Source organism: Microbacterium phyllosphaerae (assembly GCF_050628115.1).
Taxonomy (GTDB): Bacteria; Actinomycetota; Actinomycetes; order Actinomycetales; family Microbacteriaceae; genus Microbacterium; species Microbacterium phyllosphaerae_A.
Genome location: NZ_CP192502.1, coordinates 1,637,390 through 1,652,161, shown reverse-complemented (window position 1 = coordinate 1,652,161; position 14,772 = coordinate 1,637,390). Strand labels below are relative to the sequence as shown.

The following is a 14,772-nucleotide window of genomic DNA, read 5'->3' as shown; positions in this document are numbered from 1 at the left end:
GGACTTCATTGTCATTGCTCCACTCGGTCTTCATGACTCGGAGTGGTCGGGTTACAACGTTGTATTTCTAACGTTGTAATTTTACCGCATGGGCACTCTGGACTGTCAAGAGCTGGCCCTGCTGTCTGGGGGCGCCGATCAGTATCTGACCGGCGCGGGGCCGAGCTCGTCGAGCAGCTGCGCCATGCGCGTGTATGCGCGGTCGCGATACTCGGTCAGCGCGGCGATCTGCTCCGGCGGCGTCGCGAGGAAACCACGACCGGACTTCACTCCGAGCTCGCCCCGGTCGACGTGCTCGCGAAGCGACGCCGGTTCGGCGAACCGCTCGGGATAGGCCTCGCCGAGCGACTGGTAGCAGAACCGGTAGACGTCGAGACCGGCGATGTCGGCGATCGCGAAGGGACCGAAGAACGGCAGACGGAAGCCGAAGGTGGTTCGCGCGATCGTGTCGATCGCCTCGGGCGATGCCACACCCTCGTCGACCAGCCTCGCGGCCTCGGTGAACAGCGCGTACTGCAACCGGTTGAGCACGAAGCCCGTGACGTCGGGGATCTCGACGCCGACCTTGCCGCACTCGGCGAGCAGGGCGGTGACCCGCGCCACCGCGCTCGGGTCGGTGCCCTCGTGCGGGATCACCTCCACCCCGGGGATGAACGTGGCCGGATTGCTGAAGTGCACGCCGAGGAACCGCTCGGGCCCGTGCACGGCCTCAGCCAACGCCGCGATCGAGATGGTCGATGTGTTGCTCCCGATCACTGCGGCGGCAGGAGCCGCCGCAGCGATCCGCCGCAGCGTCTCGTGCTTCACGGAGGGGATCTCGGGAACCGCCTCTTCGACGATGTCGGCGTCGGTCACCGCGTCCTCTATCGACGCCGCAGCCGTCACCCGCTCGGCGATCCTCTCTGAGGCGCCGACGGGGAACAGCGATCGCCGCTCGAAGTCGGCCGCCTCGCGGATGATCCGCTCCCGGCTGTTCGACGCCTGCTCGGCTGACACATCGGCGAGCGCGACACGACGCCCCGACAGGGCGATTACCTGCGCGATGCCGCCCCCCATGTACCCGGATCCGACGACTGCCACCTGTTCGGTCATCACGACTCCTCCTCGATCTCGTCTATCAGTTCCACCTTGGCCGCCGACGGCGAGGCCGGGTCGAAGCGGAGGTCGAGCCACCCGTCGACGAGGGTCTTCGCCAGCTCGGGTCCGATGACACGGGCGCCCAGCGCGAGCACCTGCGCATCGTTGCTGAGCACTGAGCGGGCGACCGAGTACGTGTCATGCGCCGTGACCGCGCGCACGCCACGCACCTTGTTCGCCACGATCGCCATGCCCAGACCGGTCCCGCAGACGAGCAGGGCCCTGTCCGCCTCACCCGCGGCCACGTGGCGCGCGGCTTCGGCGGCGACCCGCGGGTACGGGCTCGCGCCGGAGGCATCGACACCGACGTCGACGACCTTCGCCACCCTGTCGTCCTGCTCGAGAACCGCTCGAAGAATCTCCTTGTACTCGTAGCCGGCGTCATCCGCGCCGATCACGATCCGCCAGCCGTTCATGAATCCTCCTCCGTGCCACCGAGAACGACCTCGGCGACGGTCGACGCGATCAACGCGAAGGACACCGCACCCGGGTCCGGGTGGCCGATGCTGCGCTCCGCGAGCGGTCGGGCGCGCCCCTTGCGCGGAGTCAGGGCCGCCGTGTCGCTCGCCCCCTGCCGGGCCTTCCCCGCCGCACGACCGAGCGCATCGGCCACGCTCCGGCCGTCCGCGAGAGCGGCTTCGAGTTCGCGCTCGAAGGGGAGCAGGGCGTCGAGCATGGTCTTGTCGCCCGCGGATGCTCCGCCGAGCGTCTGTATCCGGGACCGCGCCGCGGAGACGGCCGCCGGCAGGGACAGGGTGCGCGAAGCGCCGCCCTCGTCGATGCAGCGACCGAGTACCGAGATCGCGGCCCCCCACAGCGCTCCCGAGGTGCCGCCCGCGGTCTCCGACCAGGCATCCCCCGCGGCGTCGAGCACCTCGCCGAGGCCTGTCTCGTCATCGAGCGCCGACGCCGCTGCGACTGCGGCCTCCAACCCACGGGTCATGCCTATGCCGTGATCGCCGTCACCGGCGACCGCGTCGAGCTCTCCCAGGTGATCGGCCTCACGCACGACCGCGTCCCGTGCCGCAGACAGCAGTCGGCGTGCGAGTGCCGCATCGCGGCGGGACTCCGCTGTCACCGTCCGCTGACCGAGCGGCTCCTCCGACGCATCGGCGCCGGTCGCGACCTCGGCGACGGCGAGCACACCCGACCGATCGACGGCACCGCGGCGGAAGGCCGGCGAGGCCGCCGGCGCGTTCCACAGCTCTTCGAGCTCGTCATCGAGCCAGAGCAGCGTGACCGAGACCCCGCCCATGTCGAGACTCGTCACGAGCTCACCGCAGAGAGGACTGGCCACCTCGATCCCCCTGCTGGCGAGTTCGCGGTGCAGATGCCCGAACAGGATGAAGAGCTCCTCGTACTTGGCGGTGCCGAGCCCGTTCACGATCAGCGAGACCCGAGAGGCGTGACCCTCCGGGCGCTCCTCCAGCAGCGGCTCCAGCAGGGTGACGGCGAGTTCACGGGCGCTCTGCAGCGGGACGTCGCGGATGCCGGGCTCGCCGTGGATGCCGAGCCCGATGGACATCCTCCCCTCCGGCACCTCGAACAGAGGCGATGACGCCCCGGGGAGCGTGCAGCCGGAGAACGCGACGCCGAGGGTGCGGGTCATCGCGTTGGCGCGCCTCGCGAGACGCTCGACCTCGTCGAGATCGTCCCCCCGCTCGGCGGAGGCGCCGGCGATGCGGAAGACGCACAGGTCTCCGGCGATCCCCCGCCGCTGCGTCCGATCTGCCGCAGGCGCGCTGGCGATGTCATCGGTGACGAGCACGGTGCGCACGTCCAGCCCCTTCTCGCGGAGTCGACGCTCGGCCTCTCCGAAATGGATCACGTCCCCCGCGTAGTTTCCGTAGCTGAACAGCACTCCACCGCCCGCCTCGACGGCGCGGGCGACCTGCACAGCCTGCCCGGCCGACGGTGAGGAGAAGATGTTGCCGCACACGGCGGCCGCGGGCATCCCCTCGCCCACGACACCGGCGAACGCCGGGTAGTGCCCGGACCCGCCTCCGATCACGACGGCGACGTGCCCGGGGGTGATCGCGGTCGCACGGGCCACACCGCCGCTCACCCTCCTCAGCTCGTCGGGATGAGCGAGGACGAGTCCATCCAGCGCCTCCTCGACGAAGGTGTCCGGATCGGCGGGCATGCGTGTCATGACCAGCTCCTCTCGCTGTGCTGGACGACCAGGCTCGCGCCCGGTTCGTAGTCACGCCGGGGCAGGATTCGCCGGCGCAGATAGTCGCGGTTCGCAGCGCTCATGCTCAGTCCGTCTCCGCCGTAGTGCTCCGTGCAGATGACACCCTGGAAGCCGCTGTCGATCGCCATCGCGATCGCCGAGCGGTAGTCGATGAGTCCGCTCTCGAGATAGGCCGGCAGCGTCGTGATGACCCCCGACTGCGGGTCCTCGTCCCTGGCGTAGTTCTTCACGTGCCAGAAATTGGTGAACGGGAGCGTCTGCGCCAGCAGCTCCCGCCAGTCCTCGATCGGCTCGTGCAACCGAACGAGGTTGCCGATGTCGGGGTTGAGGCCGACCTCCGCCATGCCGATCTCCTCGACGAGACGCACCGCCGAGGCACCCGAGCCGAGAAAGGTGTGCTCGTACATCTCGAGCGACAGCAGGAGGCCGAGGTCGGCGGCGTGAGCCCCGAGCTCGCGGAATCGGGAGACAGCCAGATCCCATGCCTCTCGATCATCGAGTCGGTCGCGATGCCCCTCGGCGGTCCAGAACCACAGCTGCTCCCGCTGCCGCGGGCTCAGCGCCTGGTGCAGTCCGACCGACACCACTCCGATGCCGAGGTCGGCGGCGAAATCCAGTGTCCGGTGACTGTAGGCGAGGTTCTCCGCCCCGGTGTCGGCGTCGATCACGCTTCTCCGGATCGCCGAGAGCGAGGCGGCCTTCAGGCCGCTGTCGGCGAGGACGTGCCGGAACAGCTGCCGATGCCGCTCGTCGAGGTCGCCGTAGCGCACCCAGGAATCGGTGAGGTCGACGTGCGCGAAGTCCGCGTCGGCAACCTGCTGGAGGCTCCGCGCCCACTCGACGTGCAGGGCGTCTTCGGTCGCGTCCTCGGGTTGCGCGGCGGGAAAGGGCAGCATCGCTGCCGCGATCGGCCAAGTCTCGGCGGTGAGCGCCATCGTCCATCAACTCCATCGAATCAGGTTTCATGCACGATACCTGATTAGGTAAACGATGTAAACAGCGTCGACGGAGATGTCAGCGGCGGGGCCGCGGCCTCAGGCGCGATCGATGTCGAGCTCGGCGAGCGCGCGGCTCTTCACGTTGCTCAGATGCAGGCGCATCGACGCGTCAGCGGCGATCGGATCGCCCGTCTCGATGGCGCGCGTTATGGCCGCGTGCTCCGCTACCGTCTCCGCGGCATCGGTGACTCCGCGACCCGAGAACAGCCGGAACCTCTGCACGTGCGCGCCGAGCGCGTCGTACGCATGCACCAGGAAATGATTGCGGGTACCGGCGACGATGGCGCGGTGGAACTCGCGATCAGCCTCGTAGTACGTGTGCAGCGAGCCGCTGCGGTCTCCCCGTGGCGCGCGCTCGAGATCCGCCACGTTCTCCTCCAGCCCGCGGACGAGTCCCTCGCGATCCGCACTCCGCGCCGCCGTTGCCGCGATCGCGGGCTCGAGGAGGATCCGGGCGTCGAAGAGGTCGGCCATCTCCTCGGCATCGAGCGCCGGGGCGACACGGTACCCGCGCAGCGCGAGCCTCTGCACGAGACCCGTCGCCTCGAGCCGCGTCAGCGCTTCACGCACGGGACTGCTCGAGACCCCGAACTCACGCGCGAGAGCATCGATGCTCAGTGGCGACTCGGCACCGATGTGCCCGTCGATGATGAGGCGCAGGAGTTGATCGTGCACATCGTCCACCACGAGACGCGGGCTGATCCGCTGCGGACGGCCAGGTCGCCGACTGTCGATGGACATTGCGCCATACTACGCGGCGAGGCACGACGACACCCCGTGCCGCGGCCCCACCGTGACGGTGCCTTGCGAATAGAGTGTGGAGAACGTGTCGCACTTGCGGCGCAGGGTGATGGGTGGGCGCCATGGGTTCGACGATGCATGATGTCGCGCGACTCGCCGGCGTGTCCATCAAGACCGTGTCGAATGTCATCAACGACTTCCCGCACGTCAGGCCTGACACTCGCGAGAGGGTGCAGGCGGCGATCCGCGAGCTCGACTACCGCCCGAACCTCTCCGCGCGCGGCCTGCGATCAGGGCGCACCGGGGTCATCGGCCTGGCCGTGCCCGCACTGCGCGAGAACTACTTCGCCGAGCTCGCAGACGCAGTGATCCGCGTGGCCGACCAACGGGGCCTGGGGGTGGTCGTCGAGCAGACCAGCGGCGACCGGACTCGCGAGCTCCAGGCCGTGACCGGCGGGCGGCTTCGTCTCACCGACGGCCTCGTGTTCAGCCCCTCCGCCCTCGGCCAGGACGATGCCGCCGCGCTCGACAACGACTTCCCCCTCGTTCTCCTGGGCGAGCGCATCTTCAACGGACCGACCGATCACGTCGCCATGCACAACACGTCATCGGCGCGGGCTGCTGTCGAGCATCTGATCGACACCGGGCGACGTCGGATCGCGATCATCGGCGCCGAGGAGCATCAGGGCACCGAGGTGAGCTCGGCCAGCCTGCGCCTGAACGGCTACCTCCAGGCTCTGGATGCCGCGGGCATCGCCGTGGACCCCGCTCTCATCCGCCCGAGCACGCACTGGAATCACGCGGCGGGCGCAGAGACCACCCGTCAGCTGATCGCGGAGGACGTCCCCTTCGACGCGATCTTCGCCCTCAACGACACGATGGGGCTCGGCGCCCTCCGCGCGCTCGGCGAAGCCGGCCTGCGCGCGCCGGAGGACGTGGGCGTCATCGGCTTCGACAACACCGACGAAGCCCACTTCTCGGTCCCGTCGCTGTCGAGCGTCGACGTGGGACGCGAGCAGATCGCTGCGGCAGCCGTCGATCTCCTCATCGAGCGCATCGAGGAGAAGGGCGAGCGGCGGCCACCGCGAACGATCACGCCCGACTTCCGCATCGTCCGACGCGAGTCCACGGGTTTCCCCGGTCCGCTGACCTGATCAGTCGGTGCGCGGCACTTCCCCGCGCGCGGAGGCCACGGCTTCGTCGATCCTCGCCTGCATCCTCGATTCCGACCGGGCGCGCGCTCGACGGACACCGAGGAACAGCAGCACAGCGGCGGCGATGAGTGCGAGCTGCGCCCAGGGGATCGTCCACACGATGAAGGACGCGGATGCCGCGTCGAGGGATCCTTCGATCTCGTCGTCGCCCACGACGGAGGGCTGTACTCTCGTGGTGCCCTCGAGGAGGAGCAGGGGCCAGGCCGGCACCTCGAACTCCGCGACCGCCGACTGACCGGGAAGGATCTCGCGCCGTGCGTCGGTCGCGAGATCGACGCCGAGCAGCCCGAAGGGACCGGCGACGTGGACCTTCGAGTCTGCTCCCACGCGCACGTTGCCCGCATTCGTGACGTCGTACGTGAGGGTGAGGGTTCCGGGCGCGAAGGGATTCCACGACGGCTGGTAGCTCGCCCGCACGGCTTCGGGGCGCGCGGCGGCGACGACGTCGCCCGAGACGCGGAGATGCACGCGCACGCCCACCCGCGAGGCGATCTGCACCTCGGTCGCCGCATCGGGCAGCAGCTCCGCCACGATGCCGGCGGGGTGGTCTCCCGGAGAGGCGTCCGATGGCACGTCGACACCCACCGGAATGGCGACGGATGCGCCGGCGTCGAGCGTCACCGCGAATCCGCCGTCATCACGAGGAGTGGCGCCGGCGACGGCGCCGAGAGACACCCAGGCGCCGCCGCCCGTCGATTCCTCCACCGACGGGATCAGGTCGAAGCTGCCGTCTCCGGTGACCGTTCCGTCGCTGGCGTAGACGGCGAATGCCTCCGGCTGAGCACTGAAGTTCGTGAGCACGATGCTCTCGTCGATGCGCTGCCCCGGGTCCACTCGGTGGCGCAACGAGACGCGGCCGTCGGGCAGACCGCCTGTCGCCGGCTGCAGCGACCAGGTCACACCGGCGGTCGGAGCCGGGTCGGTATCGGCGGGCAGCGTCGATGACTGCGCGAGCGCGGGTGGCGAGATACGGCTCTGCGGCTCCGGCTGCGCGGCCCCGCCGGCCGACTGCGCGAACAGGGCGGTGGCGGCCACCACGAGGACACCCACGGCGGTGATGTGACGGTAGGACATGTGACTCCTCATCGGGGTGCGGCCGGTCGGATGCCCGACCGGCCGCACTGTTCGAGACTCTCGGTCAGTCGACCGGGAACAGGGAGATGGACAGGACGCTGGAGTACGACCCCGGCTGCGTGTCCACCGGCACCTCGAGACGAAGACCCGCGCTGAGCGTCGCCGAGCCGAAGCGGCCTTCCGAGTCGGCACTGGCCAGCTCTCCGGATGTCGCCAGACCCAGACCGCCGTCGATGGCCGTCTCCAGCGGATCACCGGCCTCCAGGCCCGCCCGCGGCGTCAGCACCTTCGGCACCCAGCCGAGGTGATCGGCCTCGATCGTCTTTCCGGCCGACACGAACGGCTGCGCCTGAGCCGCGACGGACCATCCGCCCAGGCCCGCCTGCTGCGCGGTGCGCGAATCGGTGACCGAGATCTCGGGCAGCTCACCCGTGAAGCGCAGGCGATCACCCACGTTCTGCGGAGCCGACAGCTGGACTCCCTCGCCGAAGTCGGCGACCGTCATCGCCAGCGCGCCGTTCTCGCCCTCGGCGATCGCCGCATGAACCGGCACACCCGACGCGGTCTCGGCGACGAACAGCTTCGGCAGGAAGTCGATCAGCGCCTTCTGCCACACGTCCCAGCTGTGCGGGCCGGGGATCGGCGGGTGGAAGTCGTGGGTGATCCCCCGACTCTCCAACGCGCTGATCAGCGACATCGTGTTCTGGTAGGTGAAGTCCTGGATGTCACCCGTGTAGATCGACAGGAGCTTGGTGCCCGCGTTGATGGCCTCGACGTCGGCGTTCGCCGGTGGCGTGGTGAAGGCGGAGAACGCGCCGATGTAGGCGAACTCGCCGGGGTAGGCATAGAGCGTGCTCAGCGCGTGCCCCGATCCCATCGAGAGTCCTGCGAGCGCTCGCTGCGACGGGTCGGAGCTGACGTTGTACGCCGCCTCCGTCGTCGGAATGAGCTTCTGCGTGATCTCCTTGGGGTAGTCGACGCCGTTGCCGTTCGCCATGACGACCACCATCGGCCGGATCGTGCCGTTCGCATAGTGGTTGTCGAGGATCTGCGCGGCGCGTCCGACCTTGATCCAGTCGCTCCATGTCTGTCCGCCACCGTGCTGGAGGAAGAAGACCGGGTAGGGCTCCTCCCGCTCGGGGTCGTACCCGGGGGGCGTCCACACATAGGCGGAGCGGTCGGCTCCGCCGGCCAGGCTCGAGTACGGCATCGTCTGCACCGCTCCACGCTGCTCCGGTGCGACATCACCCGTGAACGCGCCCCGGATGCCGTCGCCGGCCACGAAGAACGTGCTCCAGTTGGGCTCGGATTCGACGTTCGTGGGGTTGCCCGCGTCCTTGCGGTCCACTCGGTCCACCACGAACTTGTAGTAGTACGAGCCGCCCTCGATCGGTCCGAGGGTGAGCCTCCACCGGTCGCCGGCCTTCTCCATGGGAATGCGCAGCCAGTTGCCGCCCGGAGCCCAGTTGGCCCAGATCGTGACGTTCTTGGCCGAACTGAACTCGGTGCCCGTCTCGAAGGTGACGACGCCGTGCTCGTCGACCCATGGTGTCGGCGTGGTGCCGGGAGCGGGCAGCGAGTGCGTGCCCTCGAGGGCACGGTGCCCCTCGCTCATGCCGTGGTCGTCGACGTCATGGAAGAGTCGGGAGCTGAAGTCGCGCAGTGACTCCTGCCAGGTCTCCCAGATGTCGCCGTATGCCGGGTTCACGCCGTCGAACTCGTACTCCACTCCTGCGGCATCCAGCTTCGCGGCCAGATCGACGTTCTGGTTGTAGGAGCGGTCCGTCGTGTTCCCGACGTAGAGGCGCACCAGGTCGGTGCCCGCATTGATCTGCGTCGCCTTGGCCGAGCTGATGCTGCTCACGAGGCTGCCCGAGAACGAGCCGACCTTCGAGAACTCGCCGGGATCTGTGACCATCAGCGTCAGCGCCTGGGAGGCGCCGCGCCCGATGCCGGCGATGGCACGGTCAGCCGCATCGTCGGAGACATGGAACTCCTCACCGACCGCGGGCAGCAGGTCGTCGAGGATCTCGGTGCGCAGGTCGTTCGTGTTGCCGTCGGCCATGACGACGACCATCGGCTCGATCTGCCCCTCGACCGCGAGATTGTCGAGGATCTGCGCGGCGCGTCCGAGTTCGGTCCACTCGGTGTGCGCCTGCCCTGTGTCCTGCAGCAGGTAGAGCACCGGGTACTCGTCGGCGCGGTTCGCGTCGTAGCTCGGCGGGGTCCATACCTGCGCCGATCGCTCGGCGCCGGCAGCCGTGCTCTGGTAGGTCAGCGACTGCAGCTGTCCACCGGCGGGCACATCGGCCTGCCATGCCGCCGACTCCCCGTCGACGAAGAACGTGCTGTACGACGGCTGGGCCGTGACCACCTGCTCGGTCGCCGGATTGCGGAACGTGACGAGCTGCTCGGTCCCCCCGATCGTCGCCTTGTACTGGAAGTAGTACTGCCCGGGTTCGAGCGGGCCGATCGTGGCCGTCCATGACCCGCCGCTCAGCCCCAGGTTCAACTGCGCCGACGTATTGCCCGGACCGAAGTTGCCCTCGACGGCCACGGCAGCGGGAGACGTGCCCACCTCGCTGCGTACCACGGAGTCCGGCACCGTGAACCGATAGAGCCCATCGGCAGGCTGGGATATCCATGGATCCGCCGGAGCGTCGGCTGCGGCCGCCGGCTGCGCAGCCAGAAGCGTCCCCACCCCCACGGCCGTGACCGCAAGCAGCGCCATCCAGCGGCGGTGACCGCTGCCGGGCGACGCACTCGTTCGAGTTCTCATCACCTTTGATTTCCTCTCGTATCTCCCGCGCGCGACACCGCGCACGGCTCGCAGGGCACACGTTCGGAGGGCACCCTCGGCAAGCACCACGGCGGGATGCGAGAAGCAATTTACAACGTCGTAATGCTGCTGTGTGCCAGCATGTCCCTGACCATCAGGCTTGTCAAGGAGTTTTTACGACGTTGTAATTTTTGGGCTGCGTGCTCCGGTCGTTGAGCGAGAACGCGCGGCGACCGAGACGAGACGCAACTCGACTCGCGCACAGATGCCAGCGCGTCTCGACTCTCTCGCCTCCGCCGGGCTCGCTCGACGACCGGAGGCGAGACGACACGCGCCGCTCAGCCCTCGATGTGCCGCTCGTCGACGCCGTCGTAGAACGACAGCGGGCGGATCAGCGCGTTGGCACCGGCCTGCTCGATCACGTGGGCCGTCCAGCCGGTCACCCGCGCCGCCACGAACAGCGGAGTGAAGGTGAGGGTGTCGAAGCCGATCAGGTTGTACGCCGGGCCCGACGGGTAGTCGAGGTTCGGGTAGATGCCCTTGCGCGCCACGAACTCCGATTCGAGAGCGTCGTAGAGCTCTGCCACCTCTGCCTTGTCGTAGTGCTCGACCAGGGTGTCGAGTGCCGCCTTCATGGTGGGCACCCGCGAGTCGCCGCTCTTGTAGACGCGGTGGCCGAAGCCCATGATCTTGCGCTTCTCTGCCAGCGCCTTGTCGAGCCACGGCACGACGTTCGATGCCTCGCCGATCTCGTCGAAGATGTGCAGCACCGCCTCGTTCGCGCCTCCGTGCAGCGGCCCCTTGAGCGCGCCGATCGCGCCGACCACGGCCGAGTACAGGTCGCTGAGGGTCGACGTGATCACGCGGGCGGTGAAGGTCGAGGCGTTGAACGAGTGCTCGGCGTACAGGATCATCGAGCGGTTGAACGCGTCGACGACGACCGGGTCCGGCTCTTCGCCGAACGTCATCCAGAGGAAGTTCGCCGAGTAGTCGAGGTCGTCGCGCGGCGCGATCGGCTCCTCGCCGCGGCGGCGGCGCTGGCCGTAGGCGACGATGGCGGGAAGAGCGGCGAACAGACGGATGCTGCGCTCGAGGTTCTCCTCGGGGCTGCCGCCCGCGTCGAGCACCGAGCCGCCGGCGTTCGTGTCGGAGGCCCCGATCAGGCTCACGGCCGTGCGCACCTCGTCCATCGGGTGCGCCTCGATCGGAATCAGGTCGATCGCCGCCTTGACGTTGTCGGTCAGGGCGCGATGCGGGCGCTCCTGCGCCCGGAAGGCCGCCAGCTCTTCGAACGTCGGCAGCTCGCCGTGCCACAGCAGGTAGGCGACCGCCTCGAAAGGCTGGGTCGCCGCCAGCTCCTGCACGGGATAGCCGCGGTAGAGCAGGCTGTTCGTCTCGGGGTTGACCTTCGAGATCGCTGTCGTGTCGACGACGACCCCGACGAGGCCCTTCTTGATGTCCGGCTCGGTCATGCTCACTCCTTCGTGACGGTGAAGCCTGCGACGCCCGAGTCGAACTCCTTGTAGGACTCGTAGTCGATCAGGTCGTAGAGATCGGCACGGTGCTGCATCTCACCGAGCTTCGAGGTGAGGTGCCCCTCCTCGTTCAGCGTATCGAGCGCACGGCCCGCCGCGCCCATCGCGATGCGCAGCAGCGACACCGGCCAGATGACCATGTTCACGCCCGCATCCCGCAGCTGGTCGACCGAGAAGAGATCGCTCTTGCCGAACTCGGTCATGTTGGCGAGGATCGGCACGTCGAGCGCCTCTGCCATCGCCTCGAACTCCGCGAGCGTGCGCATCGCCTCGGGGAAGACGGCATCGGCCCCGGCATCCACCAGCGCCTTGGCGCGGTCGATCGCCGAATCGAGTCCCTCGACCGCGCGGATGTCGGTGCGCGCCATGATCAGGAAGTTCTCATCACGACGGGCGTCGGCGGCTGCGCGGATGCGACGGACTGCCGTGCTCTCATCGACCACGCTCTTGCCGTCGAGGTGGCCGCAGCGCTTCGGATTGATCTGATCTTCGATGTGCGTGCCCGCGAGGCCCGCGTCTTCGAGCTCCTGAATGGTGCGGGCGACGTTCATCGGCTCACCGAAGCCGGTGTCGGCGTCGACGATCGCGGGGATGTCGGTCATCCGCGCGATCTGCTTGGCGCGACCTGCGACCTCGGTCAGGGTGGTGAGGCCGATGTCGGGCACCCCGAGGTCGGCAGAGAGCACCGCGCCCGAGATGTAGACCCCGTCGAAGCCCTTCTGCTCGATCAGTCGGGCGCTCAGCGGGTTGAAGGCGCCGGGGAACCGCAGCAGCTCACCGCTCGCGAGCCGTTCGCGGAACAGGCGGCGCTTCTCGGCCGGGGTGACCTGGGAGTACAGCATCAGAACAGGCCCTTCGGTGCGTCTGCTCCCTCGAGCAGGCCGGGCGTCGCGATGATCGACAGCTCGCCGACCTCGGCCGCCGTGAGCTCGGGCAGGCGCTGCACGAGCGCGAGGAAGCGCTCGATCTCGGCCGGCTCCAGCACGGGCTCGGCCAGCAGGCGGAACTTCGCGATGTAGTTGTCGCGCGCGAACGGACGGGCGCCGAGCGGATGCGCATCGGCGACGGCGATCTCGTCGACGACGGTCGTGCCGTCGGTCAGGCGGAACTCGACGCGACCGCCGAACGCCTTCACGTCGGGATCCTCCGAGTGGTAGCGGCGCGTCCACTCGGCATCCTCGGCCGTGGTGATCTTGTGCCACAGCGCGACCGTGTCTTCGCGCCCCGCGCGCTCGGGGGTGTACGAGTCGACGTGGTGCCAGCCGCCGTCCTGCAGGGCGACCGCGAAGATGTACGGGATCGAGTGATCGAGCGTCTCGCGCGATGCCGTGGGGTCGTACTTCTGCGGGTCGTTCGCTCCCGAGCCGATCACGTAGTGCGTGTGGTGGCTGGTGTGCAGCACGATGGCCTCGATGTTCGCGGGGTCGCGCAGCGCCGGGTTCTCGGTGCCGAGCTTGCGGGCGAGGTCGATCCACGCCTGCGCCTGATACTCGGCCGAGTGCTCCTTCGTGTACGAGTCGAGGATCGCGCGCTTCGCCTCGCCCGCGGCGGGCAGCGGCACCTCGTACGCTGCATCCTTGCCGTCGAGCATCCAGGCGATCACGCCGTCCTCACCCTCGTAGATCGGGGCGGGGCTGGTCTGGCCGCGCATCGCCCGGTCGACGGCCTCGACCGCGAGCTTGCCGGCGAACGCCGGGGCGTGCGCCTTCCAGGTCGAGATCTCGCCCTTGCGGCTCTGGCGGGTGGCGGTGGTGGTGTGCAGGCCCTGGCCGACGGCCTGGTAGATCGTCTCGACGTCGAGGCCGAGCAGGGTGCCGATGCCGGCGGCGGCCGACGGGCCGAGGTGGGCGACGTGGTCGATCTTGTGCTTGTGCAGGCAGATCGCACGCACGAGGTCCATCTGGATCTCGTACCCGGTGGCGATGCCGCGCAGCAGCGCGCGACCGTCGGCCTGCACGTGCTGGGCGACGGCGAGGATCGGCGGGATGTTGTCACCCGGGTGCGAGTACTCGGCTGCGAGGAACGTGTCGTGGTAGTCGAGCTCGCGCACGGCCACGCCGTTGGCCCAGGCCGCCCACTCGGGGCTGGTGCGGTGATCGAGCGCCGCGCCGAAGACCGTGGCGCCGATGCCTCCGGTCGAGACGGGATGGCTGAACGCCTGGGCCCTGGCCGCGTTGATGGGGCCGCGCGTGAGCGATGCCGCAGCGACCGATGCGTTGTCGATGATGCGGTTGATGATCATGTCGGTGACGTCCTGCTCGATCTCGACCGGGTCGGCGGCGACCTCGGCGATCTTCCAGGCGAGCTGGTCTTCTCGAGCGAGGTTCTCGTCGCTCCGGTGGACGCGGACGTGGTGGGTGACGGTCATTTCACACCTTCTGGGTTGGCTGTCAGGGAGTCGAGGATGCCGGTGAGCGCGTTGTGCAGGTGCACGTGCGTGGCGTGGGCGGCGAGGTCGCCGTCTCGCGCGCCGAGGGCTGCGGCGATCGTGCGGTGCTCGGCAGCGGAGGCCGCGAGGCGGTCGGGCTTGTCGCGGGCCATGCGCCGCACCCGCACGAGGTGGGTGCGCACGGTGCGCAGCGCCGAGGCGATGTAGTCGTTGTCGACAGCCTGGTCGAGAGCGGCGTCGAAGCGGGCGATGAGGCCGTAGTACGCGTCGCGGCCTTCGACGGCTGTGAGGTCGACGTGGGCGAACTCGTCGGCGAGCGCGGCGAAGAGGGCGGCATCTCCGCGTTGGGCGGCGAGACGGGCGGAGGTCTCCTCCAACGCGCGGCGGATCTCGAACAGGGCACAGATGTCATCGGCATCCAGATCTGCCACCACCGTGACCCGAGGCGACTGCTGCACGACGAGCCCGTCGGCTGCCAGGCGGCGCAGCGCCTCACGCATCGGCGTGCGGCTGATGCCGAGGCGGGCGGCCTGTTCGACCTCGCCGAGCACGAAACCGGCGGGGAGGGCGCCCGACTGGATCTCATCCAGCAGCGCCGCGTGCGCTCGATCGCTCGCGGTGATGCGATCAGCGACAGAGCTCATGCCCTCAGTGTATACACAAATACGTCCGATTGGTCACGACTGCGACTTCTGAGTGCTTCGCGTATAC

The 14,772-nt window shown here is 68.9% G+C and carries 12 protein-coding genes; 1 reads left to right on the top strand and 11 read right to left on the bottom strand.

What is annotated here, in order from left to right; translation table 11 throughout:
* Positions 1–138: 138 nt before the first annotated feature.
* From ACQ4LY_RS07690 to ACQ4LY_RS07670, 5 genes are all read right to left on the bottom strand, one after another.
* Positions 139–1,092: a 3-hydroxyacyl-CoA dehydrogenase family protein gene (locus ACQ4LY_RS07690; protein ID WP_431075432.1), complete on the bottom strand. Its 954-nt coding sequence runs from the start codon at positions 1,090–1,092 to the stop codon at positions 139–141.
* Positions 1,092–1,553 (bottom strand): ribose-5-phosphate isomerase, encoded by a 462-nt coding sequence (locus tag ACQ4LY_RS07685; protein WP_341955559.1) that lies wholly within the window; start codon positions 1,551–1,553, stop codon positions 1,092–1,094. The genes ACQ4LY_RS07690 and ACQ4LY_RS07685 overlap by 1 nt, the downstream gene beginning before the upstream one ends.
* On the bottom strand, positions 1,550–3,289 hold the full coding sequence (locus ACQ4LY_RS07680; RefSeq protein WP_431075431.1) for a dihydroxyacetone kinase family protein: 1,740 nt from the start codon (positions 3,287–3,289) through the stop codon (positions 1,550–1,552). Before ACQ4LY_RS07680 ends, ACQ4LY_RS07685 begins: the two co-directional genes overlap by 4 nt.
* Positions 3,286–4,266, bottom strand: a complete 981-nt coding sequence (locus ACQ4LY_RS07675; RefSeq protein WP_431075430.1) for a sugar phosphate isomerase/epimerase family protein — start codon at positions 4,264–4,266, stop codon at positions 3,286–3,288. Before ACQ4LY_RS07675 ends, ACQ4LY_RS07680 begins: the two co-directional genes overlap by 4 nt.
* A 99-nt stretch (positions 4,267–4,365) precedes the next feature.
* Positions 4,366–5,070 (bottom strand): GntR family transcriptional regulator, encoded by a 705-nt coding sequence (locus ACQ4LY_RS07670; protein WP_431075429.1) that lies wholly within the window; start codon positions 5,068–5,070, stop codon positions 4,366–4,368.
* Positions 5,071–5,204: 134 nt separating this feature from the next.
* On the opposite strand from ACQ4LY_RS07670, the gene ACQ4LY_RS07665 reads away from it, so the two are divergent.
* Positions 5,205–6,224 (top strand): LacI family DNA-binding transcriptional regulator, encoded by a 1,020-nt coding sequence (locus ACQ4LY_RS07665; protein ID WP_341955563.1) that lies wholly within the window; start codon positions 5,205–5,207, stop codon positions 6,222–6,224.
* Here ACQ4LY_RS07665 and ACQ4LY_RS07660 read toward each other — a convergent pair whose 3' ends face one another.
* The 6 genes from ACQ4LY_RS07660 to ACQ4LY_RS07635 all read right to left on the bottom strand — a co-directional run bounded on the left by ACQ4LY_RS07660 (position 6,225) and on the right by ACQ4LY_RS07635 (position 14,705).
* Complete coding sequence (locus tag ACQ4LY_RS07660) at positions 6,225–7,358, bottom strand: hypothetical protein (RefSeq protein WP_431075428.1); 1,134 nt, start codon at positions 7,356–7,358, stop codon at positions 6,225–6,227. It abuts the gene before it with no gap.
* A gap of 64 nt (positions 7,359–7,422) precedes the next feature.
* Positions 7,423–10,137, bottom strand: a complete 2,715-nt coding sequence (locus tag ACQ4LY_RS07655; protein ID WP_431075427.1) for an alpha/beta hydrolase-fold protein — start codon at positions 10,135–10,137, stop codon at positions 7,423–7,425.
* 338 nt (positions 10,138–10,475) lie between these two features.
* Positions 10,476–11,609 (bottom strand): bifunctional 2-methylcitrate synthase/citrate synthase, encoded by a 1,134-nt coding sequence (locus tag ACQ4LY_RS07650; RefSeq protein WP_431075426.1) that lies wholly within the window; start codon positions 11,607–11,609, stop codon positions 10,476–10,478.
* Positions 11,610–11,611: 2 nt separating this feature from the next.
* A complete protein-coding gene (prpB, locus tag ACQ4LY_RS07645; protein ID WP_431075425.1) occupies positions 11,612–12,514 on the bottom strand; it encodes a methylisocitrate lyase in 903 nt (300 codons plus the stop codon).
* Positions 12,514–14,040 (bottom strand): MmgE/PrpD family protein, encoded by a 1,527-nt coding sequence (locus ACQ4LY_RS07640; RefSeq protein WP_431075424.1) that lies wholly within the window; start codon positions 14,038–14,040, stop codon positions 12,514–12,516. The genes prpB and ACQ4LY_RS07640 overlap by 1 nt, the downstream gene beginning before the upstream one ends.
* Positions 14,037–14,705 (bottom strand): GntR family transcriptional regulator, encoded by a 669-nt coding sequence (locus ACQ4LY_RS07635; protein ID WP_431075423.1) that lies wholly within the window; start codon positions 14,703–14,705, stop codon positions 14,037–14,039. The genes ACQ4LY_RS07640 and ACQ4LY_RS07635 overlap by 4 nt, the downstream gene beginning before the upstream one ends.
* Between the last annotated feature and the right edge of the window lie 67 nt (positions 14,706–14,772).